This is a genomic window from Saccharothrix sp. NRRL B-16314 (genome assembly GCF_000716595.1).
Lineage (GTDB): Bacteria > Actinomycetota > Actinomycetes > Mycobacteriales > Pseudonocardiaceae > Actinosynnema.
This window is the reverse complement of sequence record NZ_JNXC01000007.1, coordinates 64,916-87,169: the sequence shown is the minus strand read 5'-3', so window position 1 is coordinate 87,169 and position 22,254 is coordinate 64,916. Positions and strand designations below refer to the sequence as shown.

The window sequence follows — 22,254 nt, the reverse complement described above, 5'->3', positions numbered from 1 at the left end:
ACCATGCCGACGAACCCCACCTTCCGCAGCGTCCCCACGGTGTCGGTCGTGACCTCCCACGGCCGCCAACGACTGACCGGATCCAGCGACGAGCGGTTGATCGACATCCTGAACCGGAACAACGTGCCGTGGTCGGCCGTCGCGGTGTACGTGCTGCCCGCCTCCGGCGGTGAGCCGCGCCTGACGCCGTGCCTGGACCAGCGGCTGGAGGACTTCGAGGACGCGGCGGAGGTGCTGCTCTACTTCAACCGGAACGTCAACCCGTTCCTGTTCTCGATCGACGACTTCGCCACGATCGACAGCGAGGGTGCGGGCGCGACCGAGTACGTCTACCAGCGGATGGACAACGAGCAGGGGTCGGCCGAGGCGTTCCTGAAGAAGCTCAGCCCCGAGGAGTGCCAGTCGATCATCGCCGACCGGGTCGGCGAGACGATCAGGGCGCACGTGCCGGCGGGCGCGGACATCGTGGTGGGCGTCAGCGGCGGCGGGGACAGCAACGCGCTGCTCTACGGCCTGAGCCAGCTCACCGACCACGGCGTCACGGTGCACCCGGTGATCCTCAAGGGCATCCCGGACTGGGACGCGGGCGTGCCGCGGGCGCAGGCGCTGTGCGAGAAGTACGGGCTGCCGCTGCGCGTGATCGAGGCGGACGAGGTCAAGGAGCTGCTGGGCATCCCGCGCGACTCGGTGGCGCTGATCGACCGGTTCGAGCGCGAGTTCCAGGGTGACGACTTCGAGTTCCTGGGCACCCTGCTGATCCGGCTCGCCCTGTCGAAGGCGGCCCGCGACCTCGGCACGCCGTACATCTGCACCGGCGTGAACCTCGAGGACATCGTCTGCGAGAACCTGTTCCGGGTGTCCAACGGCATGAAGCCCGCCGGTTTCCCGGTGCGCCCCATCGGCGACGTGACGCTGGTGCTGCCGCTGTGGATGTGCCCCAAGCGGATCATCGACGGCTGCTTCCCCAAGTACTCGCTGGAGAACTACGACGCGCGCTACCCGTGCTTCTCGTTGGGGCGCAACCTGTACTACAGCGTGGTCTACGCGATGCAGTCGCAGTTCCCCGGCTACCTGGAGCAGCTGGCGCGCGGGATGTCCGCGCTGAGCCTGAAGGAGCCGGTGGAGTACACGTTCCACGAGGAGCTCGGGTTCCACGTCGAGCGCAGCGTGCCGTTCCCGCTGCTGCGCCGGTTCCGCAAGATGCTCAGCGACGCGGTGCCCACGACGTGACCCTCGGGACCACGAAGGCCGACGGCGGGCAACCGTCCGCCGTCGGCGCCACCGGCGGAGAGCGCCGGCGCGTCCTGGCGATCGTCGGCGCGGGTCCGATGGGCACGTACGCGCTGGCGCAGCTGGCCGCCGAACTGCCGCACGAGACGCCCGCCGGCGGTGTGCGCGTGGTGGTCTTCGAGGGCGGCGGCAGGTTCGGCGCGGGCGAGGTGCACAGCGACCGGCAGCCCAGGACCAGCCACCTGAACCGGGTGGCGGGGCAGATCGCGTTCGCGCCGGACGAGTCGGCGCGGCCACCGGTGCGGCTGCTGCCGCCGGCGCTGCGGCCGACGTTCCTCCAGTGGTGCCGGGCGCGGCACGCGGAGACCGGTGACCCGGACTTCGACGTGCGGCCGGAGGACGTGCCCCGGCGTTACGTGCACGGACTGGCGCTGCGGGACGTGTTCGACCGGTTCGTGCGGCGGCTGCGCTCGACGCCCGGTGTCGAGGTGGACCTGCACGCGTGCGCGGTGGTCGACGTGGTGCCCGGCGACCACGACGGCCACCGGTTCCTGCTGCGGACCGACGACCCGGCGGTGGCCGTGCCCGCCGACGACGTCCTGTTCGCCACCGGCCACTCGTGGAACCACTACCCCGGCTCGGACACCGACGACCCGCGCTGGGTGCCGTACGCCTACCCGCTGGACGTCAGGGTCACCGAGCGGTCCGTGCCGCCGGGCAGGCCGGTCCTGGTTCGAGGGCTGGGGCTGACCGCGCTGGACGTAGTCCTGCACCTCACCGAGGGGCGCGGCGGCCAATTCACGCCGTCGCCCGACGACCCGGCGCTGCTGCGGTACGTGCCCAGCGGCCGGGAGCCGTCGCGGATCGTCGGGATCAGCCCGAGCGGTGTGCCGGGCAGCGGCCGGCCCCGCAACGACAAGCTGGCCGACCCCGCGCTCGAACACCGCGGCGTGTTCTTCACCGAACCGGCGATCGACCGGCTGCGGCTGTCCTGCGGTTTCCCGGACCCGCGCGGTCGGCGTCCACGGCTGGACTTCGACCTGCACCTGCTGCCGCTCGTCGTGCTGGAGATGGCGTACGTGCACCACCGCACGAAGCACGGCGAGCAGGCAGGCCGTGAGCTGCGGGACCGGGTGGACGACGCCTACCAGCGCTTCCTGTCCGGCTCCCTCGCCCAAGGCGAAGAGGGCGCGGACCTCCTGCTGCACGCCGCGCAGGCCGGGGACTTCGACTGGCGCGCGGCGCTGGACCCGCTGCCCGCGCACCTGGCACAACCCGGCGTCGACTGGCACGACCTGGTCCGGACGCGCCTGGCGCGGGATCTCGCCGACTGCTTGGAGGGCAACGTCGCCAACCCGGTGAAGGCCGCGTGCGACGGGGTGTGGCGCGATCTGCGAGCGGTGTTCTCGGCCGCCGTGGACGACGGCGGCCTCACCCCCGAGTCGCACCGCCGCTTCACCGAAGTGCACCTGCGGCACTACAACCGGCTGTCCAACGGCGCCGGGGTCGAGCCGATGCGCAAGCTGTCGGCACTGGTGGACGCGGGGCTGGTGGACCTGGCGATCGGGCCGGACCCGGTGGTCCGCGCGCACGGCACCGGGTTGCTGGTCGAAGGCCGCCGCACGGGCGTGGCGCGCACCGTCGAGGTCGCGGTCGAGGCGCGGGTGCACCCGTTCGACCCGTGGCACGACGCGTCCCCGCTCTACCGGAACCTGTTGCGACGCGGTCTGGCACGCCAGTGGCGCAACCCGTCGGCCGACGGGAGCGCGGACCACGTGCCCGGCGCGCTCGACCTGACCGACGAGTTCCACCCCGTGCTGCCGGACGGGTCGGTGGAGGACGCGTTGACGTTCCTGGGCGCGCCGGCGGAAGGGCTGCGGGTCTTCCAGCTCACCGCGGCACGGCCCGGGTCCAACAGCGCGGTGCTGAACAACGCGGCGGCGTGGGCCGTTCGGGCCGTCGCGCGGAGCGTGCGCCGGTGACCGCCCTCGCGCCGGGTCGCACGGCGTCGATCACCTCGTTCCGGGGCCGGGTAGCCGCCCTGCTTGAGCGGTCCCACCCGCGTGACGTGGTCGTGCTGGCCGTCGACGGTCTGCCGCACCGGCTGGTGGAGCGCCGCTGGCCCGACGCGGTGACCGAGCCGCTGGCATCGGTGCTGCCGACCACGTCGTCCGCGGCCTGGCTGAGCAGCCTGACCGGGCTCGCGCCGGGCGACCACGGCGTGCCCGGCGTGGTGTTCGCGGACCCGGACGGCTCCGACGCGTTGATCAACGCGTTCGACTACCGGGGCGACCGGCTGACCGCCGCGGACGGCACCGTGTTCAGCGACGCGGCGGACCGCGGCTACCGGCCGCTGGCCGTGCCGGCCGACCTGGACGCCTACCCGTGCGCCTGGCGGGACGCGCTGCTGCGCCACGCGGAGATCGTTCCCGGGCACCGCTTCTACACCCTCGGCGGCGGCCCGTACCGACCGCGCGATCCGGCCACCGTCGTCGCCGACGTCGACACGGCGATCGAGGAAGCGTTGGGGCGCGACGGTCCCCGGTTCGTCTGGTGCTTCGTCGAGCTGGACCGGCACGTGCACCACCACGGCTACGACGACCACGTGTCGGCCGCCCTCGACGGCCTGGGCGCACTGGCACGACGGCTCGCCGACGCCGGCACGGTGGTGGTCGCGCACTCCGACCACGGCCTGGTGCCCACCCGCCACGACCCGGTCCTCCAAGCGCTGCTGGACGACCTGCTCGCCCGCCACGGTGCGCGCATGGGCGGCGCCGGCCGGGTGCGGTGGCTGTACTGCACGGCCGTCGACCCGCTCGTCCGCGACCTGAGGCGCTCGCTGCCACCGTCGATCCGGGTGGTGGACTCCGACCTGCTGCTGCCGCCGGGTTCGCTCGCCAGGAACCGGATCGGCCCGGTGAGCCTGGTCGCGGACGGCGAGCTGTTCCTGACCGATCCCGCCTACACCCACGACCACGGGTCGGACGCCGACGACGAGGTGCTGACGCCGTTCACGGTGTGGGAGCCCGACCGGACCGCCGCTGGAGGAACCCGATGACGCGAAAGCACGTGGCACTGGGCGCGTTCCTGTACCCGACGGGGTACCATCTCGCGGCGTGGCGGCACCCGGACGTGCCCGCCGACGCCGGGGTGAACCTCCGGCACTACGCCGACCTCGCCCGCACCGCCGAGCGCGGCGGCTTCGACTTCCTGTTCCTGCCCGACAGCGCCGGCGTGCGCGGTACCGACCTGGACGCGCTCAGCCGTGCCGCGATCCGGTACGTGGCGCAGTTCGAGCCGATGACGCTGCTGGGCGCGCTGGCGGCGGTGACCGAGCGGATCGGGCTGACCGCGACCCTGTCGTCCACGTACAACCACCCGTACAGCGTGGCGCGGGTGGTCGCCTCGCTCGACCACATGAGCGCGGGACGTGCGGGCTGGAACCTGGTCACGTCGCAGAACCCGCAGGAGGCGCTGAACTTCGGGTTCGCCGCCCAGCAGAACCACGACGAGCGGTACGCGCGGGCCGAGGAGTTCGCGGACGTGGTGAAGGGCCTGTGGGACAGCTGGGCGGACGACGCGTTCCTGCGGGACAAGGCGTCCGGCCGGTTCTTCGACCCGGGCGGCGTGGACGTGCTGGACCACAGCGGCGAGCACTTCACCGTGCGCGGGCCGCTGAACCTGCCCAGGTCGCCGCAGGGGCACCCGGTGACCATCCAGGCGGGGTCGTCCGATCCGGGTCGGAACCTGGCGGCACGGGCGGCGGACGTGGTGTTCACCGCGCAGCAGTCACTGCCGTCGGCGCAGGCCTTCTACGCCGACGTGAAGGCGCGGGCGGCCAAGTTCGGCCGTGACCCGGACGACGTGCGCGTCCTGGTCGGCGTGTCGCCCTTCGTCGGCGACACCGAGCAGGCGGCGGTGGCGAAGTACGAGCGGCTCCAGGAGTTGATCGACCCGGACATCGCGGTGTCGCTGCTGGGCAGCGAGCTGGGCGGCGTCGACCTCGGCGGGCACCCGCTGGACGGCCCGCTGCCGCCGCTGCCCCCGTCGAACGCGGGCCGGTCGCGGCAGGAGCTGCTGGCGGACGTGGCGCGGGCCGAAGGGCTGACGATCCGGCAACTCGCGCTGCGGGTCGCCGGGTCGCGCGGGCACCACCAGGTGCTGGGCACGCCGGAGCAGGTCGCCGACCACCTGGAGGAGTGGGTGCGCGAGGAGGCCGCGGACGGCTACATCGTGATGGCGCCGCAGCTGCCCGACGGGCTGACCGACTTCGTCGACCACGTGGTGCCCGAGCTGCGCCGGCGTGGCCTGGTGCGCGAGGGCTACGAGGGCACGACCCTGCGGGACCACCTCGGTCTGCCGCGGCCCGAGCGTCGGGAGGTGGTCTGAAATGTGGGATGACGAGGTCGAGGCGGCGCTGCGCCGGGGTGGGCTGGAGGTGCCGGAAGACCTGCGGGCGGGCACCGCGGTCGGCTACCGGGAGTTGTTGCGGATGGTGGAGCTGCTGCGTGGGCCGCGGTCGGCGATGAGCGAGCCCGCCGCCGTGTTCCGGGTGCCGGAGGGGGAGGTCGGGTGACCGGGACGACCACGACCGAGCTGCACGCGCTGTCGGTCGCCGAGGCGGGGGCGTTGCTGCGGGCGCGCCAGGTGTCTTCGGTGGACCTTACCCGCAACGCGCTGGACCGGATCGCCAGGCACGACGGTGACGTCCGCGCGTTCGTGACGGTGACGGACGAGCACGCGTTGGAGCGCGCGCAGCAGGCGGACCGGGAACTTGCCGCAGGCGTCGACCGCGGCCCGCTGCACGGCATCCCGTACGCGTTGAAGGATGTGTTCGACACCGAGGGCATCCGCACCACGAACCACTCGTGGCTGACCGTCGACCACGTGCCCGCGAGGGACTGCGGCGTGCAGGAGCGGCTGCTGGCCGGCGGCGGGGTGATGGTGGGCAAGCTGGCCACCCACGAGTTCGCGCTCGGCGGCCCGAGCCCCGAACTGCCGTTCCCGCCCGCGCGCAACCCGTGGAACCTCGACCACTTCACCGGCGCGTCGTCGTCCGGGGCGGGTGCGGCGGTGGCCGCGGGGTTCGTCCGCGTGGCGATCGGTTCGGACACCAGCGGTTCCGTGCGCGGGCCCGCGTACCACTGCGGCACGGTGGGGTTGAAGCCGACGTACGGGTTGGTGTCGCGGCGCGGGGTGTTCCCGCTGTCGTACTCGATGGACCACTGCGGACCGCTGGCCTGGACCGTGCAGGACGCGGCGCTGGCCATGCGGGTGATCGCCGGGCACGACCCGGGGGACCCGAGCAGCGTCGACCGGGCCGTGCCGCCGTTCGACGCGGAGTTGGGGTCGGGGGTGCGGGGGCTGCGGGTCGCCTACTCCCCCGGCATGTTCGCCGCCGACGCGGTCACGTCACCGGAAGTGCTGGCGGGGATCGAGCGCGCGGTGGCGGTGCTGCGCTCGTCGGGTGCGGTGGTGGAGGAGGTGGAGCTGCCGCCGTTCGAGCTGTTCAACGCCTGCGGGCGGGTGATCATGACGGCGGAGGCGTTCGCCATCCACGAGCGTGACCTGCGCGAGCGCCCGCAGTTGTTCGGTCGGTACACGTACCACCGCGTCGCGCCGGGCGCGGGGCTGACCGCGGCGGACTTCGTGCAGGCGCTGCGGTTGCGCCGGGAGTTGGCGGAGCAGGTGCAGCAGGTGCTCGACGGGCACGACGTGCTGCTCACCGCCGCCGGGTTGACCACCGCCGCCAAGTTCACCGACTTCGGCCGCGACTGGCCACCACCCAAGACGGCGACCGCGATGCAGACGATCCCGTTCAACGTCACCGGGCATCCCGCGCTGGTGCTGCCGACGGGCTTGGCGGGCAACGGTCTGCCGACCGGGCTCCAGCTGGTCGGTCACGCGTTCGGCGAGGCGATGATCTTGCGGGTCGCGGCGACGCTGGAGCGCGCGCTGGGGCATCCGACGGTGCGCCCGCCGGGTTTCGGCATCGGAGACCCGCTTCGCTGAACGCCCAACGGCCGGCCACGCCAAGTCCAGCAGCCCGCCCGCTCCCACCAGGCCACGTCCGTTCCGGCGGCCTACCCGCCACCACCCCGACCAGCGGACCGCCCGCTCCCACCCGGCCCAGCGGCTCACCCACCACCACCCAGTCCGGCAGCCTGCCGCCACCACCGAACCCAGCGCCGGCACCACACTCCCGGAACCGACCAATCAGGCCCGAACCACCCAACCGGACTCCTCCAGCGCGTCGAACAACCTGCCCGCCACCACCCCGTCCAACGGCCGGCCCAGGGCCAGCGAGGTGTCCTCGATGATCGCCGACCGCCCTGTCCGACCGTCCGCCCTGATCGCCAGGTTGAACAGGACCGCGAGGCAGTGCTTGTCCGCGGCGATCAGGCTCCCGAGCGCGTGCCTGCTCGCCTCGGGCAGGTGGGCGATCATCGCCCGCAGGTTCAACGGTCCGTCCCACGCCGCGCGGACCGGCGGCTCATCGTCCTCCGCCGTCGTCCGGTCCGGGTCGACGCCGGCGGCCAGCGCACGCAGCCGCGCGTTGCCCCGCTCCACGTGCCCGCGCAGGCGTCGGCCCCACTCTCCCCCTTGCGCCGCAGCGACTTCCTCCGCCCGCGCCACCTCGCGCTCGCACCACCAGTCCAGCACCCGCCCCAGCTCGTCCGGCCCGGGACCGCCCGAGGCCACGAGGTGCGCCAGCGCGGCGGCAGCGGCGGTGGCGCGGGTCAGTTCGACCGGCGACACCTTGTCGATCGTGTCCGCGGCGCTGTGGTTGAACCGGTCGGCGGGGTGGCAGAACTGCACCGCGGGGCTGCCGACCGACGGGTCGACGAACAGCGCGTGGTCGGAGAAGCCCAGGAACGGCGAGGACTGCCACGTGCCGGGCGAGTCGGCGGTGGCGGCGAAAGCCTCGTGCACCACCCGTTCCGCCAACGGCGTCAGCAGCGAAGGCAACGTGTCCGGCGACCGCTCCACCACGAACGGCGACGCGCACAGCGCCTGGTCCTCACCGACCATGTCGAGGTTGATCACCGCCATCGGGGGCGGTCCGCCCTCGACCGCCAGCCGTCGGTGCAGGATCGAGGCGGTGCCCACGAATTCGGGGCCCCAGAAGAACCTCACGGCGGCACGCCTGCCCGGCACGGCGGCAAGTGCACGGGCGGCACCGAGGAGCGCGGCGACACCGGAGGCGTTGTCGTTCGCACTCGGCCGCGGGTGGCACAGGTGCGCGGTGAGCCAGACCTCCCCGTCACCGTCACCGGGCAGCACCCCGGACACCACGGGCATCCCGGCGGTGCGGTCCACGGAGACCTCGACCCGGGCCGTCGCGTCGCGGAGGTCCGCAACCCGGGCGAACTCCGCGGGCGTCAGGCTGAACGCCAGCAGCCGGCTCGTCGTCGGCAGTTCGACGCGACCACGTTCATCGCCCTTGTTGGTGGCGTCGGTGACGAACCCGAGCGCTCCGCCGGCGTCCAGTTCGGCGAGCAGGGCACCGTCGCGGTACTCATCGCGGTCCACGACGACCAACGCGCCGTCGAGATCCCCACCCCTTCGCACCAACGGCACGGTGACACCTCCGCCGGGGGTGGACGCGGAGTAAGTCGCCACGGCAAACGGGTGAATCCCGTGATCGAGCTCCACGACCGGACCGCCGGCCCCGACCACCCTGAGCGTCGCGCTGAGCGGGGTCCACGAAACCGGAGCCTCGAACGTCCACCACTGCGCCTTGCCGTCCGCCTGGTAACCGTGCACCGCAACGTTTTGCAGACCGGCGTCCACCGCGGCTCCGGCCACGACCCGTGCGGCCCTTTCGAGCCCGAGCGATGCCTGGTACCGGTCGAAACCGGCAATCCGCCGGAGGTCGTCCATCGTCCTTGCGGTGTCGACCGAGCGGAGGAAACGGGCGACGAGGTGTTCGACCACCGGGGACTCCCCACTGTCCTGTCATGGTCTTGACGCTGCCCACCTTAGCTGGTGAACTCGAATTCCCGACGGCCGATTCTGGGGGAGGCTGCGTGTGGGGAACCGCAAGCGCGCCGGTGAGGGCGATCGCGCTCGAAGCGCTGACGGCGTCCGGTCTGGTACCCCGTGACCACGTGGCGGTGTGCCTCGTCGGCTCGGTGGCCCGGGGCTGGGCCAACGCCAACAGCGACCACGACTTCTACGTGATCACCGGATCTCCTTGGCGCGGCGGCAGTTCCCGCACGCTCCCGGTCCCGCTGCGCCCGAACGCGGTGCCCAGCCGGTCCGCGACCGTGTCCGGTTTCCGGTGCGAGGTCAAGTACTGGACGGTGTCCCAGGTCGACCAGATGATGGCCAAGGTCACCTGGGACCAGTTCGAGCGCGGCACGTCGTCGACGAAGGTGTTGGTGGACACCGAGGAGCTGTTCCTGGAGCGGTTGATCACGTGCGTGCCGGTCAGCGGCGCGGACTGGGTCGCGGACCGGCGGCGCGCGCTGGCCGAGTCGGCGTTCCAGGCCTTCCTGGTCACCGCGTCACTGGCCGAAACGGACTCCAGCGTCGAGGACGCGTTGGGCCAGGCCGAGGAGCAGGACTTCACCAGCGCCGTGCTGTCCGCGCGCAAGGCGTTGGGCCACGCCGTGGACGCGTTGCTGGAGAGCCACGGGAACTTCGGCTCGCGCATCCCCAAGTGGCGGGCCAAGCGGTTCCTGGAGACGGCGCCGCGCCAGTTGAGCTTCCAGGAGTACTGGGACCTGGAGACCATGCGGGACTACGACCCCACCGCGCCGCGGGTCTGGCTGGACCGGGTGCTCACCCTGTGCCGCGACCTGTCGCTGGAGGTGGAGATCCGATGACGTTGCCGATGCCGCTCGCGGCCGAGGCCGTGCCGCGTCGCGCACTGGGCTGCCGTGCGCGCCGGTACCGGGGCAGTCTCCTGGTGGCCAACGCGGACCAGGCGTTCGAACTGGACGAGCTGGCCGAGTTCGTGTTCCGCGACATCGACGGCGCGCGCACCGTCCACCAGTTGGGCGAACGCCTTGCCGTGCGTTACGACCTGCCGGTGGACCAGGCCATCGCGGACACCGCGGACCTGGTCCACCAGCTGGTCGTGCACCGCGTGCTCGACGTCAGCCCGGAGGACTGACGTCGCTCACCGGACGACCTCCTGCGTCCACGGCACCGCTTCGCCTTCGGCAGTGCGCAGTTCCGGCAGCGCGCCGTGCAGGATCGTGTCCTTGGTGACGTGCACGGACGCCACTTCGACCATGGACGGCACGTCGTACATGACCGGCATCAGCGCCTCCTCCAGGATGGACCGCAGGGCACGCGCGCCGGTGCCGCGCTCGATGGCGCGGCCCGCGACGGCGGCCAGCGCGTCGTCGGCGAAGACCAGGTCGACGTCGTCGCGGCGCAGCAGCCAGCGGTACTGCCGGACGAGCGCGTTCTTGGGCTCGGTGAGCACGCGCAGCAGGGATTCCTCGTCCAGCTTGCGGGTCGAGGTGATCACCGGGAGCCTGCCGACGAACTCCGAGATCATCCCGAACTCCACCAGGTCCTCGGGCAGCACGTTGTCCAGGAGGCCGTCCGCGTCGGCGGTGGCGGCGGGGTCCATCTTGCTGCCGAAGCCGATCCCCTTGCGGCCCAGGCGTGCGGCCACGACCTTGTCCAGCCCGGGGAACGCGCCCGCCGCGATGAACAGGATGTCGCTGGTGTCCAGTTTGATCTGGTCGTTGTTGCTGCGGCTGCGACCCGGCTGCGCGCCACCGCCCTTGGCCTGCGGCGAGATGGGGATGACAGCGCCTTCCAGCACCTTCAGCAACGCCTGCTGCACGCCCTCGCCGGACACGTCGCGGCCCGCGGAACCGCCGTTCGACCGACGTGCGATCTTGTCGATCTCGTCGATGTAGACGATGCCGTTCTGCGCCCGCGCCACGTCGTAGTCGGCGGCCTGCAACAGCTTCAGCAGGATGCCGTCCACGTCCTCGCCGACGTACCCGGCCTCGGTGAGCCCGGTGGCGTCCGCGACGACGAACGGCACGTGCAGCATCCGGGCGAGGGTCTGCGCGAGCAGCGTCTTGCCCGAACCGGTGGAGCCGAGCAGCAGGATGTTCGACTTGGCGATCTCGACCTCGCGGTCGGGATCGGACGGATCGGCGGGCGCGATGCGCTTGTAGTGGTTGTAGACCGCCACCGACAGGGACCGCTTGGCCCGGTCCTGGCCGACCACGTACTGGTCCAGGAAAGCCCTGAGCTCACGGGGTTTCGGCAGCACGCGGTCGGTGCCACCTCGCGGCGCCGCCCGTTCCTCGGCGATGGCCTCGGCGCACAGGTCCACGCAGCCGTCGCAGATGCGCACCCCCGGTCCGGAGACCAGCTGTTCAACCCGGTCCTCGCCCTTGCCGCAGAACGAACAGGTCTGCGACTCCGCGGTGTCCGCGACAACCGTCACCGGATTCCCCCGTTCTCCGAAACACGTCACGTTCGGCTCGGCTTCCATCCTCGTGACGGATCCACACGGGGACAAGACCCGTGTACGTTCGATCGGGAAGGAATCGCCGGCTCGACTCCTGGGGGATCCATGCCGTTGGCGATCGGGTCCTACGCGGGCCTGGGTGCGTTGGCCGACGACGCCGACGTGCTGAACCTGGCCTGGACGCAGGACGAGCGGGACCTGCTGGACGTCGACCTCATGGCGGTGGTGTCCGCGGAACTCGCCGACGAGGTCGCCTCGGGGCTGCCGTACGTCAACAGCTACCTGGTGCGCGACCCGTACGGTGAAGCCGCGCTGGGTCCTGCGGTGGCCGGGCACTTCGGCAGGGCCGGGTGGTCGGCGGGCACGACGGTCGGCGCGGGCGTCGGACCGTTGCTGCACTGCCTCAGCACGCTGGCTCCACGCGTGCACGTGGTGTCCGACATCTACCCGGATTTCCCGTTCTGGGTGGACAAGGCCGGTGGGCGGTGCGTGTTCGCCGACGAGTGGGACGCGGCGGACCCCGTGACGCCGCACCTGCGCGCCGCGGCCGACCACGATGCCGCGGTGCTGTTCCTCGAACGGCCGGGCATCACCGGCGACGACTTCGCCGACCTGGACCGGGTGGTGGCGTTGTGCGAGGGCGCGGCGGAACGCGGTGCCGTGGTGCTGGTGGACGAGTCCAACGCGAACTACTACCCGCCCGCCTACAGCGCGGTGAACGTCGTGGACGTCGTGCGGAACCTCGTCGTGGTCCGGGGTCTCTCCAAGGCGTACGGGCTGGGTGGTCTGCGGCTCGGGTACTGCGTCGCGTCGGCGGCGTTGACCGAGTCGGTGCGGTCGGTGGTGCCGCCGCTGCACCCGTCGTCGCTGTCGCTGCGGATCGGGCGTCGAGTGCTCGACCTGGGTGACGTGACGAGTCGGTTGCGCGATCTCGTGGTGGCGCGCAAGCGGGACGCGCACGCCGTGCTGGCCTCGGCCGGGGTGGAGCCGGACCTCCAGGCCGCCGAGTTCCTGCCCTACCTCCTGTACACCGATCCGCAGGGTGCGTTGGAACGCTTGGCGGCGTTGGGAATCCAGGGCAAGGCGCACCCGGCGTGGTCCGCCCGGCGGGGCGAGCTGCGGCACGTCGGGCGGATCAGCGTGCCCCTCGCCGACGCGCGGTGGGCCGAGCTGCGAGCGCGGTGCGCCGGGGAGCGACAGGTCTGACCGCCGCTCCCCTGTCGCTCCTCAGGCGGGCCTGTCGCTCGTCAGGCGGGTCCGGCCCATTCCGCGCGGCTGCTGGCCGGGAGCAGGTCGACGACGCCCGTGCGCTCGGGGACCATCGTCTCGGTCGCGATCATGACGAAGTCCCACCGGTCCACCGGCGAGTCCGGCGGGAAGATCGCCCGCAGCCGGTCCCAGCTCAGCGGTTCTCCCCCGTCGATCGCGGCCCGGAGCTCGGCCAGGTCCGCCGCGCTCACCGACTCGGTCTGCTCGACGCGCAGCAGCGCCTTGCCGATGTCGAAGTCGTTCTCGGGGTACCGGGCTTCCAGCTTCGCGCGCAGGGCGGCGGCCTCGACGTCCGCGCCCGTGGTGAACCGGTCGCGGATCTGGGCGAACAGCTCACGCCGTTCCACCCGGTCGAGGAAGATGCCGACCTCGCGGACGATGTCGGAGGGCTCGTCGGCGACGTGCACGAAGTTGATGACCCGGTTGGGCGGCTGCAACACGGAACGCAGGCTGTTCGGGTCGCGGCCCGCCGGGTTCGCCGAGCCCTTCATGTCCGCCAGGCGCACCGATCCGGGCACCACGCCGTCGTAGCGGGTGTCGCGCAGGATCAGCAGCATGGTGTCGGTGGCGTCGTGCATCACGGTGGTCAGCGCGAGCCGGTCGATCGTGTAGACGTGCCAGTTGTAGCGCCACAGCTCGCGCATGGAGTGCCGGTTGTGCCGCATGGGCGCGACGCCCACGACCTGGAAGCCGTTGGCGGACAGGAAGTCGAGCGTGGCGCCGATCCGCCGGCCGATCAACCCGTCGCACTTGAAGTTCAGCAGCGCCAACTCACCCATGACGGCGGTGGTGCGGTCCCCGAAGACGCTCAGGGCGTCGGCCCACGCCTCCCGGAAGTACAGGTCTTCGGTGAAGAGCTCGCGCTTGCGGGCCGACCGGGTGAGCCCCGCCCACTCCTGTTCACCGGGGTCCTGGTCGATCACGGCTCCGGGGTTCATCGGCCTCTTTCCGTCCGTCTAGATCGATCCTGCTTGCGGTTCGAGCTTAGGACGTGAGCACCCCGCTGTCATGTACGGCATTCCGCGCCCCTGTGCCCGCGCGCCGCTACGCGTAGTCGGCGAAGATCCGGCGTTCGGCGCCGTCGACGGTGATGGCGCCGCCGTGCGGGAGGATCCACTGAGGCCTGGTGTGGCCGAACGGAACGCCGACGCAGACGACGGCGTCCGGGTTGTAACGGCCCACCACCGACACGACCACGTCACGTTGCTCGGCGCGCAGCCGTGACCGGTCCTCGGCGGACGGGCGGTGGGTGAAGTCGGACACCGGCGGCCGGGCCACCAGGACCGCGTCCACCGCGCCGAGGATGCCGCGTTCGCCGAGGGAGCGGACGATCCAGCCGACGTTGCGCGCCGGGAGGAGTTCCTCCGACGTCTCGATGATGAGCACGCCGCCCTGGAGGACGTCCGGCGGGAACGGGAACCGCCCGGCGGTGAGGATCCACTCGATCACCTCGATGCAGCCGCCCCAGGTGCGGCCGGTCACCGATCGGGACGGTCCGTGCCAGCTCCAGGGCTCGGTCGCCTCGCGTTCGCCGAAGGAGTCCAGGGCGCGCGGATCGGCCCAGTCGACGCCGGTGTCCTCGGACTCGCCCGGGTCGGTGATCTCGAGCCGCCCTCCGGTCAGGAGGGCCGCGCGCAGGGACCGGGCGTGGATGTCGTCCACGGCGGGTCCGGGACCGAGGTGGACCTGGGAGGAACCGCCGTAGAAGCTCGCGATCCCGTTCGCCCAGAGCCAGTGGTGCAGGTTCGTGTTGTCGCTGGTGCCCAGGAACGGCTTGGGGTCCAGCCGGGCGAGGTCGGCGTTCAGGTGCGGGACCACCGTGATCTGGTCCTCGCCGCCGACGACGGCCAGGATGCCGCGGATCCGAGGGTCGGCGAAGGCTGCGTTGATGTCCGCAGCGCGCGCTGCGGGTGTTGCCGTGAGGTCGCGCGTCGTCGGGTACTCGACCGGGACGAGGCCGGTGACCTCGGTGAGCCGGCGCATCGCCTGCTCGTGCACTGCCGGGAAGGCGCTGGCGGCGGCGAACGACGGCGAGAGGACCGCGATGCGGTCACCGGTGCGGGCCTTCGGTGGGTGGACCGGGTCGAACACCATACCGAAGATCAAATCACCTGCTGGGCGGACGCGCACGGGCCGATCCCTGAACGTCCCACTACCGAACTTGGCGCTACTCTCCGTGCCCGTGACAGGACTTCTCGCGGGCAGGGTCGCGCTCGTCGTCGGGGCCAGCGGCGGCATCGGGCACGGGGTTGCGGTGCGGTTCGCGCAGGCAGGGGCCGCGGTGGTGGTGCACGGGCACCGGGGTGACGTGCGGGCGCTCGTCGCGGAGATCACTACGGCGGGTGGTCGAGCCACCGCAGTGCGGGCCGACCTCTCCGCCGCGGACGAGTGCCGCCGGATGGTGCACGAGGCGGCGTCCTGGGGTGGGCGGCTGGACGCGGTGGTCAACAGCGCGGGCGCGCAGCCGGTGCAGGAACTGCCGGGCATGACGGACGCGCAGTGGCGCGCGGTGGTGGACGTGAACCTGACCTGCGCGTTCTCCTGCACCCAGGCCGCGGTCGAGGTGCTGGCGGAGGGCGGGTCGGTCACCCACATCGCCTCCGTCGAGGGCGTCAACCCCGCCGCCGGGCACGCGCACTACAGCGCGTCGAAGGCCGCGCTCATCATGTTCGCCCGGTCAGCCGCCCTGGAGTACGGGCCGCGGGGTGTCCGGGTCAACACCGTTTCCCCCGGTTTGATCGACCGACCGGGTTTGGCCGACGACTGGCCCGACGGGGTCGAGCGGTGGACGAGCGCCGTGCCGCTGGGCCGACTCGGCCGACCCGAGGACGTTGGTGACGCCTGCGTTTTCCTCGCGTCACCGATGGCTTCGTGGATTACCGGGAACAACCTGGTAGTGGACGGCGGGATCACCGCGCGACCGACCTGGTGAGCAATTCCGCGCGATTTGGAAAGGCGAATTCGGGCATTACGACATCTCGGTGACATGCCAATCAAGCCGAATACGTTCCACTCGATCGGGTCACCCCGGGGCCATGCGACGAACACGAACTCTCATCGCGTCCTTGTTCGCATCCAGCCTGTTGGCCGCACCGCTGATCGGCACCGGCACGGCGTCCGCCGCACCGCCGGAGACCGACCTCGTACTGGCCGTCTACCAGGAGGAATCGGGGGTCGAGAGCACGCGGCTGACGTGCGACCCGGCGGCTGGTGAGCACGTGCGGGCCCAGGTCGCCTGCAACGAGATCGAAGCTGCCGACGGTGATTTCACCCAGCTGAGCGGCACCGACCCGCAGTTGTGCACGTTCGACTACCGGCCCGTCACCGTGGCCGCGTTCGGCTCGTGGCGCGGAACGCCCGTGCAGTACGTCGAGGAATTCCCGAACCGGTGCGTGATGAAGCAGAAGACCGGCACGGTTTTCTCGTTCTGACCATCTGACCCGACAATCATCCGACCCCGCGGCCGAACACCGGCTGCGGGGTCGCCGCACATCTACCGCCATTTCTTGATCACGGGTGCCCACCCCGCCGCGCCCCGGCGGATCGTTGCCGTTGCGAAGGAGGTTAGCCGGCCGCCAGGTGGGTAGGTGGGTAGGCGAGAGCACGCCGACATGAGGAGTCAGCCGTGGACGAGAACCAAGTGGGTGCGGTCCGGGAGACCGCCCAGCAGGAGGGCACGGCCATGGCGCAGCACGCCAGGCAGGCCGCCGGAAACGTGGGCGCGACCGCGCGTGCGCAGGCCGGGCACGTGGCCCACGAGGCGACGGGTCAGGCCAAGCACGTCGCACGTGACATGCGGGCACGGGTCGCCGACGAGGCCGAGGAGCAGGCGCACCGGGTGTCGCGGCAGATCAACCGGATCGCCGACGAGTTGGGCTCGATGGCCGACGGCTCGGGTCCGGACTCGCTGACCGCGGGCGCGTTGCGCCAAGTCGCCGACACGGGCCGGCAAGCGGCCCGGTACCTGGACGAACGGGGCGCGCGAGGGCTGCTGGACTCGGCCCAGGACTTCGCCCGGCGCAAGCCGGGGACGTTCCTGATCGGCGCGGCGGTGGCCGGTTTCCTGGTCGCCCGCACGGCCAAGAGCATGAGCGGCGCCAACGAGCCGCGACCGCAGCGCGGGTACACCGACCAGACGCCGACGACTCCGGTCACGACGCCGACCGCCGTGCCGCCGACGTCGGCGACACCGCCGTCCGAGTACGGCACGTTGGCGCCGCAGTTCCCGGCGGACCCGGCGCCGTCGCCGCGCGCGCCCTACCAGCCCGAGGGGGTGCCGTATGTCCAGCGCTGAGACCCGCGTGCCGCACACTCGCATCTCTGACGCCGGTGCGACCGCGGTGCCACCGACCGACGAGGAGCCGTCGCTCGGCGAACTGGTCGGTGAGCTGACCGAAGACCTGTCGCGCCTGATGCGCCAGGAACTCGAACTCGCCAAGGCCGAGATCCGGCAGGAAGCCGGCAAGGCGGGCAAGGCGGCGGGGATGCTGGGCGCGGCCGGGTTCGCGGGCTACATGACCGTGATCCTGCTCAGCCTGGCCCTCGTGTTCGCCTTGGCGTCGTTCATGGGCCTGGGCTGGGCCGCGCTCGCCGTCGCGGTGCTGTGGGCCATCACCGGAGCCATCCTGTTCTCCGCCGGTCGGGCGCGGCTGCGCAAGGTGTCGCCCAAGCCGGAACGCACCATCGAAACGCTGAAGGAGGATGCGGAATGGGTCCGTCACCCGACCAAATAAGGCACGACATCGACCGGACGCGCGCCGAGCTGGTCGCCGACGCCAACCGGATCGTCGACCACACCAGGCCGCGCAACATCGCACAACGCCGGGTGGACCGGGTCCGGCACGGCATGAGCAGTCTGAAGGAGCGAGTCATGGGCACGGTTCCGGAGACCGCCTCGACGATGCAGGACCGCGCGGCGGGCATGGCGTCCACCGCCGGTGACCGCACGAGGGACGTCGCGTCCACCGTGGGCGAGCGCGCGCATGACGCCGCCTCAACCGTCGGCGACAAGGCGCAGCACGCCGCGTCCACCATGAGCGACAAGGCGCAGCACGCGGCTCATGCCGTCCAGGCGGCGCCCGAGCAGGCCAGGCGACAGGCCCGCGGCAACCCGCTGGCGGCGGGCATGATCGCGTTCGGCGCGGGTGCCCTGGTGGCGACCCTGATCCCGGCGACCCGGGCCGAGCAGGACGCCGTGCGGGAACTGGGCGAGCGCGCGAGCGGTGCCGTCGAGCCGGTGAAGGAAGCTCTCGCCGAGTCCGCGCAGAAGCTGAAGGAGGACGCGGGCACGATGGTCGGCGAGGCCGCGGACCAGGTGAAGCAGGTCGCCCAGGACGCCACGCAGACGACCGTGGAGCAGGCCAAGGGTTCGGCGCACGAGGTGACCGACCACGCCCGTGAGTCGGGCCAGCACGTGAAGGACGAAGCGAGGAACAAGTACTAGCGCGACGACCTGCCGGGTGAGGTCGACCCGGCCCCAGCGCCGATCTCCGCTCGGAGACCGGCGCTGCGCGCTGCCCGGGCCACGTGCCGCGATCGTGCGGGGCGGACGGGGTCAGTGCTCGGCCAGGATCGGTTGCGCCACGGCGAAAGCCCGGTTCGCCGCCGGGACGCCCGCGTAAACCCCCACCTGCAGCAGCACTTCCTTGATCTCGCCCGCCGTCACGCCGTTCCGCAACGCCGCGCGCACGTGCAACGCCAACTCCTGCTCGTGCCCGAGCGCCGCCAGCATGGCCAGGGTGACGCACGACCGCACCCGGCGGTCCAGGCCCGGACGCGTCCACACCTCATCCCACGCGTACCGGGTGATGAAGTCCTGGAACTCCGCGGTGAACTCGTCGGTTCCCGCCACGGCCCGGTCCACGTGCGCGTCGCCGAGCACTTCCCGCCGCACCCGCATGCCTTCCTCGAAGCTCACAGGTGCGCCTCGATGATCGCCGAAACCTCTTCGTGCGACTCGACGTTCGCCAGGTGGGCCCCCGCGACGACGTGGTAGGAAGCCCCCGGGATCGCCTCGGCGATGAGCCGCCCGCACTCCTTCGGCGTGGCCTGGTCGTCCACCCCCGAGATGACGACGGTCGGGGCTTCGATAGCGGGCAGGACGGACCTCAAGTCCAGTGACGCCAGCGCATCGCAGCACGACGCGTACCCCTCGTCGTCCACTTCGGACAGACGGGCCTCGAAGGAGGCCACCACCTCGGGCGACCGCTCGCGGAACTCCGGGGTGAACCACCGGCCGACAGCGGTGGGAGCGATCGAACCGGTCCCGGCGGACCGCACGGCGGCAGCACGGTCCACCCACGGCTGGAAACTGGCGAACGTCGCCGCCGTGCAGCACAACACCAGCCGTTCGATGCGCTCCGGCGCGTGCCCGGCCAACCACATGCCGACCATCCCGCCCATCGACACCCCGCAGTACGAGACCCGGGCCAGCCCCAGCGAGTCCAGCAGCTCCAGCACGTCGTCGGCGAGGTCGTCGATCCGGTACGGACCCGCCGGAGCCGGACTGCCCCCGTGACCGCGGTGGTCGTAGCGCAGCACCCTGAACCGACGGTGCAGCACCGACAACTGCCGCTCCCACAACGCCGTCGTCGTGCCGAGCGAGTTGCCCAGGACGACGACCGGCGCCTCCGCGGGCCCGCTCAACTCGTAGTGCGGCTTCACGGCCGCCCCCTTCCCCGATGCGCCGCGAGGGCGCGGTCCACGAACTCCCCCGCGCTGCCGACGTACCCGGTCGGGTCCAGCGCGTCGTCGATCTCCTTCTCAGACAACCCGATCCGCAGGTCCGCCAGCAACGCGTCGCGCAGCGACCGGCCGGACGCCACCGCGGTCCGGCACACCTCCGCGACCAGGTCCTGCGCCTCGGTGCGGCCGATGCGCCCGGCCAGCCGCACGGCCACGTTCTCGGCCATCAGCAGCCCACCGGTCACGTCCAGGTTGCGGCGCATCCGCTCGGCGTCGACCACGAGCCGGGACAGCAGCTCACGCGTGCCCCGCACCGCGCCGCCGACCAACCGCAGCAGGTCGGTGACGGTCTGCCACTCGCTGTGCCACGCACCCGCCGCGCGCTCGTGCTCCTGAGCCATCGCCGACAGCACCGTCGACACCAACCCCGGCACACGGCGGGTGCAGGCCGTCACCAGCACCGCGCGCACCGGGTTGTGCTTGTGCGGCAAGGCGGACGACGTGCCACCGTCCGCCTCGGCCACCTCGGCGACCTCGGTCTGCGCGAGCAGCACCACGTCCTGCGCGATCTTGGCCAGCACCCCGGAGACCTCACCCAGCGCGCACGCCAGCTCCGCGACCCTCGTCCGGTTGGTGTGCCACGGGATCAGCGGCGCGGCCAGCCCCAGTTCAGCGGCCAGCTGGGCGGTCAGGTCACCGCCCGAGGGCACCGCGGCCAACGTCCCCGCCGCGCCACCGAACTGCACGGCCAACCGGTGCGTGCGCACCCGCGCCAGCACCGCCTCGGCCTCGTCCACCGCGACGAGCCACCCGGCGCACTTGAGCCCGAACGTGGTGGGCAGCGCGTGCTGCCCCAACGTGCGGCCGGCGATCAACGTGTCCCGGTGCCGCCGGGCGAGCCGTTCGCACTCGGCCGCGACGCCGCGCAGCCCGTCCAGGGCCGGCCCGAGCGCCCGGTAGGCGACCAGCGACAACGCCGTGTCCAGCACGTCCTGGCTGGTCGCGCCGTTGTGCACGGCCGCGCGCCCCTCGGCGGTGACGTGCGCGCCGATCGCCCGGACCAGCGGCACCACGGGCGTGCCGGACGTGAGCGCGCCCTCGCCGATCACGACCGGGTCGTAGTGCCCGACGTCGATGGCCGTGACCACCATCCGGGCGGCCTCCTCGGTCACGATGCCCGCCCTGGCCTGCACGATGGCCAGGGCTCGTTCGAAGTCCAGCATGGCCCGCAGCCACGCCCGGTCGGAGGTCTCGGCCTCGACGTCCGGATCGGTGAACAGCGTGCCCCAGAGCGAGCGGGCGGTGCCGGGCGACCGGCCGCCGTGCTCAGAGGTCGAAGAAGACGGTTTCATGCTCCCCTTGCAGGTGTATGTCGAAGCGGTAGCCGTGCGGAACGCTCTCGGCGATGAGCGTGGCCCGCCGGGCGGGGTCGATCGAGGTCAGGACCGGGTCCGCGGTGTTGGCCTCCTCGTCGGGGAAGTAGATGCGGGTGACCAGTCGCACCAGCATGCCCCGGCTGAACACGGACACGTTGAGGTGGGGTGCTTCCAGCCCGCCGCCGGTCACGGGCAGCGGTCCGGGCTTGACGGTCAGCAGCGAGTACCCGCCGTCGGGGTCGGTGGCGCTGCGGCCGAACCCTCGGAAATCCTTCCAGCGGACGGGACCGCGCGGGTCGTCGGGGTGGTCGAACCGGCCGTCCTGGTCCGCCTGCCAGGTCTCGACCACCGCGTCCGGCACCGGTGCGCCCGTGCCGTCGAACACCGTGCCGCCGATGCGGAAAGCACCCGGTGTTCCTTCGGGGACGACGTGCGGCCCGTCCTCCCACACCAGGCCGAACGAGAAGAACGGACCGACGGTCTGCGACGGAGTCGTCTGGAGGGAGTTCACCCGGAGTTCACTCATCGTCGTCCTCCTCTTCCAGCGGTGTGGGGTTCTTGCCACGCAGCACGATGTCCCACCGGTAGCCGAGCGCCCACTCGGGCACGGTGGTGTCGAGGTCGAAGCGGGCGACCATCGCCTCGCGCGCCCGGACGTCGCGGACCGAGTTGAAGATCGGGTCCTGGGCGAACAGCGGGTCGCCGGGGAAGTACATCTGGGTGATCAGCCGCTGGGTGAACGCGGTCCCGAACAGCGAGAAGTGGATGTGCGCGGGCCGCCACGCGTTGTCGTGGTTGCGCCACGGGTACGCGCCGGGGTGGATGGTGGTGAACGAGTAGCGGCCGTCCGCGTCGGTGATCGTGCGGCCGACGCCGGTGAAGTTCGGGTCCAGCGGCGCGGGGTGGCGGTCGGCGTCGTGGCGGTACCGGCCGGCCGCGTTGGCCTGCCACGCCTCCAGCAGCGTGCCCGCGACCGGTCGGCCGTCACCGTCCAGGACCCGGCCGGACACGATGATCCGCTGGCCCTGCGGCTCGCCGTCGTGGCCCGCGGTCAGGTCGTTGTCGTTCGGGCCGACGCGGCCTTCGCCGAGCAGCGGGCCGGTGATCTCGCCCAACCGCTGTGGCAGCAGCACGAACGGCTGGTGCGGCGCGCGTGCGACGTTGGACCGGTATTCGGGGAACCGCGCCGGCGGGTGCGACGCGGTGTCTTGCCGGTAGGTCGGCACCGGGGTCTCCTGTTCGTCG

The 22,254-nt window shown here is 72.0% G+C and carries 23 protein-coding genes; 14 read left to right on the top strand and 9 right to left on the bottom strand.

Annotated features, from left to right (window positions below; all coding sequences use genetic code 11):
- Positions 1 to 3 precede the first annotated feature (3 nt).
- From OQ02_RS13935 to OQ02_RS13910, 6 genes are read left to right on the top strand one after another with little or no spacing between them, the layout of a single operon-like run.
- Positions 4 to 1,230 (top strand): hypothetical protein, encoded by a 1,227-nt coding sequence (locus OQ02_RS13935; protein ID WP_033438817.1) that lies wholly within the window; start codon positions 4 to 6, stop codon positions 1,228 to 1,230.
- On the top strand, positions 1,227 to 3,212 hold the full coding sequence (locus OQ02_RS13930; protein ID WP_051772283.1) for an FAD/NAD(P)-binding protein: 1,986 nt from the start codon (positions 1,227 to 1,229) through the stop codon (positions 3,210 to 3,212). The genes OQ02_RS13935 and OQ02_RS13930 overlap by 4 nt, the downstream gene beginning before the upstream one ends.
- A complete protein-coding gene (locus tag OQ02_RS44770; RefSeq protein ID WP_197043323.1) occupies positions 3,209 to 4,288 on the top strand; it encodes an alkaline phosphatase family protein in 1,080 nt (359 codons plus the stop codon). Before OQ02_RS13930 ends, OQ02_RS44770 begins: the two co-directional genes overlap by 4 nt.
- The gene (locus OQ02_RS13920; protein WP_033438815.1) at positions 4,285 to 5,619 is read left to right on the top strand and encodes an LLM class flavin-dependent oxidoreductase; all 1,335 of its coding nucleotides are present in this window, start codon (positions 4,285 to 4,287) and stop codon (positions 5,617 to 5,619) included. The genes OQ02_RS44770 and OQ02_RS13920 overlap by 4 nt, the downstream gene beginning before the upstream one ends.
- Before the next feature lies 1 nt (position 5,620).
- Entirely contained in the window at positions 5,621 to 5,806 is a 186-nt protein-coding gene (locus OQ02_RS13915) for a hypothetical protein (protein ID WP_033438814.1), read from the top strand.
- The gene (locus tag OQ02_RS13910) at positions 5,803 to 7,242 is read left to right on the top strand and encodes an amidase (protein WP_033438813.1); all 1,440 of its coding nucleotides are present in this window, start codon (positions 5,803 to 5,805) and stop codon (positions 7,240 to 7,242) included. Before OQ02_RS13915 ends, OQ02_RS13910 begins: the two co-directional genes overlap by 4 nt.
- Before the next feature lie 204 nt (positions 7,243 to 7,446).
- On the opposite strand, the gene OQ02_RS13905 is transcribed toward OQ02_RS13910, so the two are convergent.
- The gene (locus OQ02_RS13905; protein ID WP_033438812.1) at positions 7,447 to 9,168 is read right to left on the bottom strand and encodes a DUF4910 domain-containing protein; all 1,722 of its coding nucleotides are present in this window, start codon (positions 9,166 to 9,168) and stop codon (positions 7,447 to 7,449) included.
- Between the two features lie 92 nt (positions 9,169 to 9,260).
- On the opposite strand from OQ02_RS13905, the gene OQ02_RS13900 reads away from it, so the two are divergent.
- Together OQ02_RS13900 and OQ02_RS13895 are read left to right on the top strand one after the other, a co-directional pair.
- Positions 9,261 to 10,061 carry a hypothetical protein gene (locus OQ02_RS13900; protein ID WP_156077037.1) on the top strand — a complete coding sequence of 267 codons (801 nt, stop codon included), beginning with the start codon at positions 9,261 to 9,263 and terminating at the stop codon, positions 10,059 to 10,061.
- Positions 10,058 to 10,351, top strand: a complete 294-nt coding sequence (locus tag OQ02_RS13895; RefSeq protein WP_033438810.1) for a PqqD family protein — start codon at positions 10,058 to 10,060, stop codon at positions 10,349 to 10,351. Before OQ02_RS13900 ends, OQ02_RS13895 begins: the two co-directional genes overlap by 4 nt.
- Before the next feature lie 6 nt (positions 10,352 to 10,357).
- On the opposite strand, the gene clpX is transcribed toward OQ02_RS13895, so the two are convergent.
- Entirely contained in the window at positions 10,358 to 11,656 is a 1,299-nt protein-coding gene (gene clpX / locus OQ02_RS13890) for an ATP-dependent Clp protease ATP-binding subunit ClpX (RefSeq protein WP_033438809.1), read from the bottom strand.
- A 129-nt stretch (positions 11,657 to 11,785) separates the two neighbouring features.
- Here clpX and OQ02_RS13885 point away from each other — a divergent pair, with 129 nt between their 5' ends.
- The gene (locus OQ02_RS13885) at positions 11,786 to 12,886 is read left to right on the top strand and encodes an aminotransferase class I/II-fold pyridoxal phosphate-dependent enzyme (protein WP_033438808.1); all 1,101 of its coding nucleotides are present in this window, start codon (positions 11,786 to 11,788) and stop codon (positions 12,884 to 12,886) included.
- Positions 12,887 to 12,927: 41 nt separating this feature from the next.
- Here the strand turns inward: OQ02_RS13885 and OQ02_RS13880 are convergent, their stop codons facing one another.
- Both OQ02_RS13880 and OQ02_RS13875 read right to left on the bottom strand, forming a co-directional pair.
- Entirely contained in the window at positions 12,928 to 13,887 is a 960-nt protein-coding gene (locus tag OQ02_RS13880) for a nucleoside-diphosphate kinase (protein ID WP_033438807.1), read from the bottom strand.
- Positions 13,888 to 13,993: 106 nt separating this feature from the next.
- Positions 13,994 to 15,043: an LD-carboxypeptidase gene (locus OQ02_RS13875; protein ID WP_081915610.1), complete on the bottom strand. Its 1,050-nt coding sequence runs from the start codon at positions 15,041 to 15,043 to the stop codon at positions 13,994 to 13,996.
- 88 nt (positions 15,044 to 15,131) lie between these two features.
- On the opposite strand from OQ02_RS13875, the gene OQ02_RS13870 reads away from it, so the two are divergent.
- From OQ02_RS13870 to OQ02_RS13850, 5 genes are all read left to right on the top strand, one after another.
- On the top strand, positions 15,132 to 15,881 hold the full coding sequence (locus OQ02_RS13870) for an SDR family NAD(P)-dependent oxidoreductase (protein WP_033439001.1): 750 nt from the start codon (positions 15,132 to 15,134) through the stop codon (positions 15,879 to 15,881).
- 133 nt (positions 15,882 to 16,014) lie between these two features.
- Positions 16,015 to 16,380, top strand: coding sequence for an SSI family serine proteinase inhibitor (locus OQ02_RS13865; RefSeq protein WP_051772280.1), 366 nt, complete (start codon positions 16,015 to 16,017; stop codon positions 16,378 to 16,380).
- Positions 16,381 to 16,574: 194 nt separating this feature from the next.
- Positions 16,575 to 17,243, top strand: a complete 669-nt coding sequence (locus tag OQ02_RS13860) for a hypothetical protein (protein WP_051772279.1) — start codon at positions 16,575 to 16,577, stop codon at positions 17,241 to 17,243.
- Positions 17,230 to 17,682, top strand: coding sequence for a phage holin family protein (locus OQ02_RS13855; RefSeq protein WP_081915609.1), 453 nt, complete (start codon positions 17,230 to 17,232; stop codon positions 17,680 to 17,682). The genes OQ02_RS13860 and OQ02_RS13855 overlap by 14 nt, the downstream gene beginning before the upstream one ends.
- The gene (locus OQ02_RS13850; RefSeq protein WP_033438805.1) at positions 17,658 to 18,392 is read left to right on the top strand and encodes a DUF3618 domain-containing protein; all 735 of its coding nucleotides are present in this window, start codon (positions 17,658 to 17,660) and stop codon (positions 18,390 to 18,392) included. Before OQ02_RS13855 ends, OQ02_RS13850 begins: the two co-directional genes overlap by 25 nt.
- Positions 18,393 to 18,503: 111 nt before the next feature.
- Here OQ02_RS13850 and pcaC read toward each other — a convergent pair whose 3' ends face one another.
- The 5 genes from pcaC to pcaH are packed head-to-tail and all read right to left on the bottom strand — an operon-like array spanning position 18,504 to position 22,235.
- Positions 18,504 to 18,866, bottom strand: coding sequence for a 4-carboxymuconolactone decarboxylase (gene pcaC / locus OQ02_RS13845; RefSeq protein WP_269321615.1), 363 nt, complete (start codon positions 18,864 to 18,866; stop codon positions 18,504 to 18,506).
- On the bottom strand, positions 18,863 to 19,612 hold the full coding sequence (gene pcaD, locus OQ02_RS13840; RefSeq protein ID WP_033438804.1) for a 3-oxoadipate enol-lactonase: 750 nt from the start codon (positions 19,610 to 19,612) through the stop codon (positions 18,863 to 18,865). Before pcaD ends, pcaC begins: the two co-directional genes overlap by 4 nt.
- A complete protein-coding gene (gene pcaB / locus OQ02_RS13835) occupies positions 19,609 to 20,985 on the bottom strand; it encodes a 3-carboxy-cis,cis-muconate cycloisomerase (protein WP_051772278.1) in 1,377 nt (458 codons plus the stop codon). Before pcaB ends, pcaD begins: the two co-directional genes overlap by 4 nt.
- Entirely contained in the window at positions 20,960 to 21,535 is a 576-nt protein-coding gene (pcaG, locus tag OQ02_RS13830) for a protocatechuate 3,4-dioxygenase subunit alpha (RefSeq protein WP_033438803.1), read from the bottom strand. The genes pcaB and pcaG overlap by 26 nt, the downstream gene beginning before the upstream one ends.
- Positions 21,528 to 22,235 carry a protocatechuate 3,4-dioxygenase subunit beta gene (pcaH, locus tag OQ02_RS13825; RefSeq protein WP_033438802.1) on the bottom strand — a complete coding sequence of 236 codons (708 nt, stop codon included), beginning with the start codon at positions 22,233 to 22,235 and terminating at the stop codon, positions 21,528 to 21,530. Before pcaH ends, pcaG begins: the two co-directional genes overlap by 8 nt.
- Positions 22,236 to 22,254 lie beyond the last annotated feature (19 nt).

What these genes read in the sequence shown, in the direction of transcription:
- OQ02_RS13915 (WP_033438814.1), top strand. Translation starts at nt 5,621, where the DNA reads ATGTGGGATGACGAGGTCGAGGCGGCGCTGCGCCGGGGTGGGCTGGAG.
- OQ02_RS13855 (WP_081915609.1), top strand. Translation starts at nt 17,230, where the DNA reads ATGTCCAGCGCTGAGACCCGCGTGCCGCACACTCGCATCTCTGACGCC.
- OQ02_RS13880 (WP_033438807.1), bottom strand. Translation starts at nt 13,887, where the DNA reads ATGAACCCCGGAGCCGTGATCGACCAGGACCCCGGTGAACAGGAGTGG.
- OQ02_RS13920 (WP_033438815.1), top strand. Translation starts at nt 4,285, where the DNA reads ATGACGCGAAAGCACGTGGCACTGGGCGCGTTCCTGTACCCGACGGGG.
- pcaB (WP_051772278.1), bottom strand. Translation starts at nt 20,985, where the DNA reads ATGAAACCGTCTTCTTCGACCTCTGAGCACGGCGGCCGGTCGCCCGGC.
- OQ02_RS13875 (WP_081915610.1), bottom strand. Translation starts at nt 15,043, where the DNA reads ATGGTGTTCGACCCGGTCCACCCACCGAAGGCCCGCACCGGTGACCGC.
- OQ02_RS13895 (WP_033438810.1), top strand. Translation starts at nt 10,058, where the DNA reads ATGACGTTGCCGATGCCGCTCGCGGCCGAGGCCGTGCCGCGTCGCGCA.
- OQ02_RS13935 (WP_033438817.1), top strand. Translation starts at nt 4, where the DNA reads ATGCCGACGAACCCCACCTTCCGCAGCGTCCCCACGGTGTCGGTCGTG.
- pcaG (WP_033438803.1), bottom strand. Translation starts at nt 21,535, where the DNA reads ATGAGTGAACTCCGGGTGAACTCCCTCCAGACGACTCCGTCGCAGACC.
- OQ02_RS13885 (WP_033438808.1), top strand. Translation starts at nt 11,786, where the DNA reads ATGCCGTTGGCGATCGGGTCCTACGCGGGCCTGGGTGCGTTGGCCGAC.
- OQ02_RS13850 (WP_033438805.1), top strand. Translation starts at nt 17,658, where the DNA reads ATGGGTCCGTCACCCGACCAAATAAGGCACGACATCGACCGGACGCGC.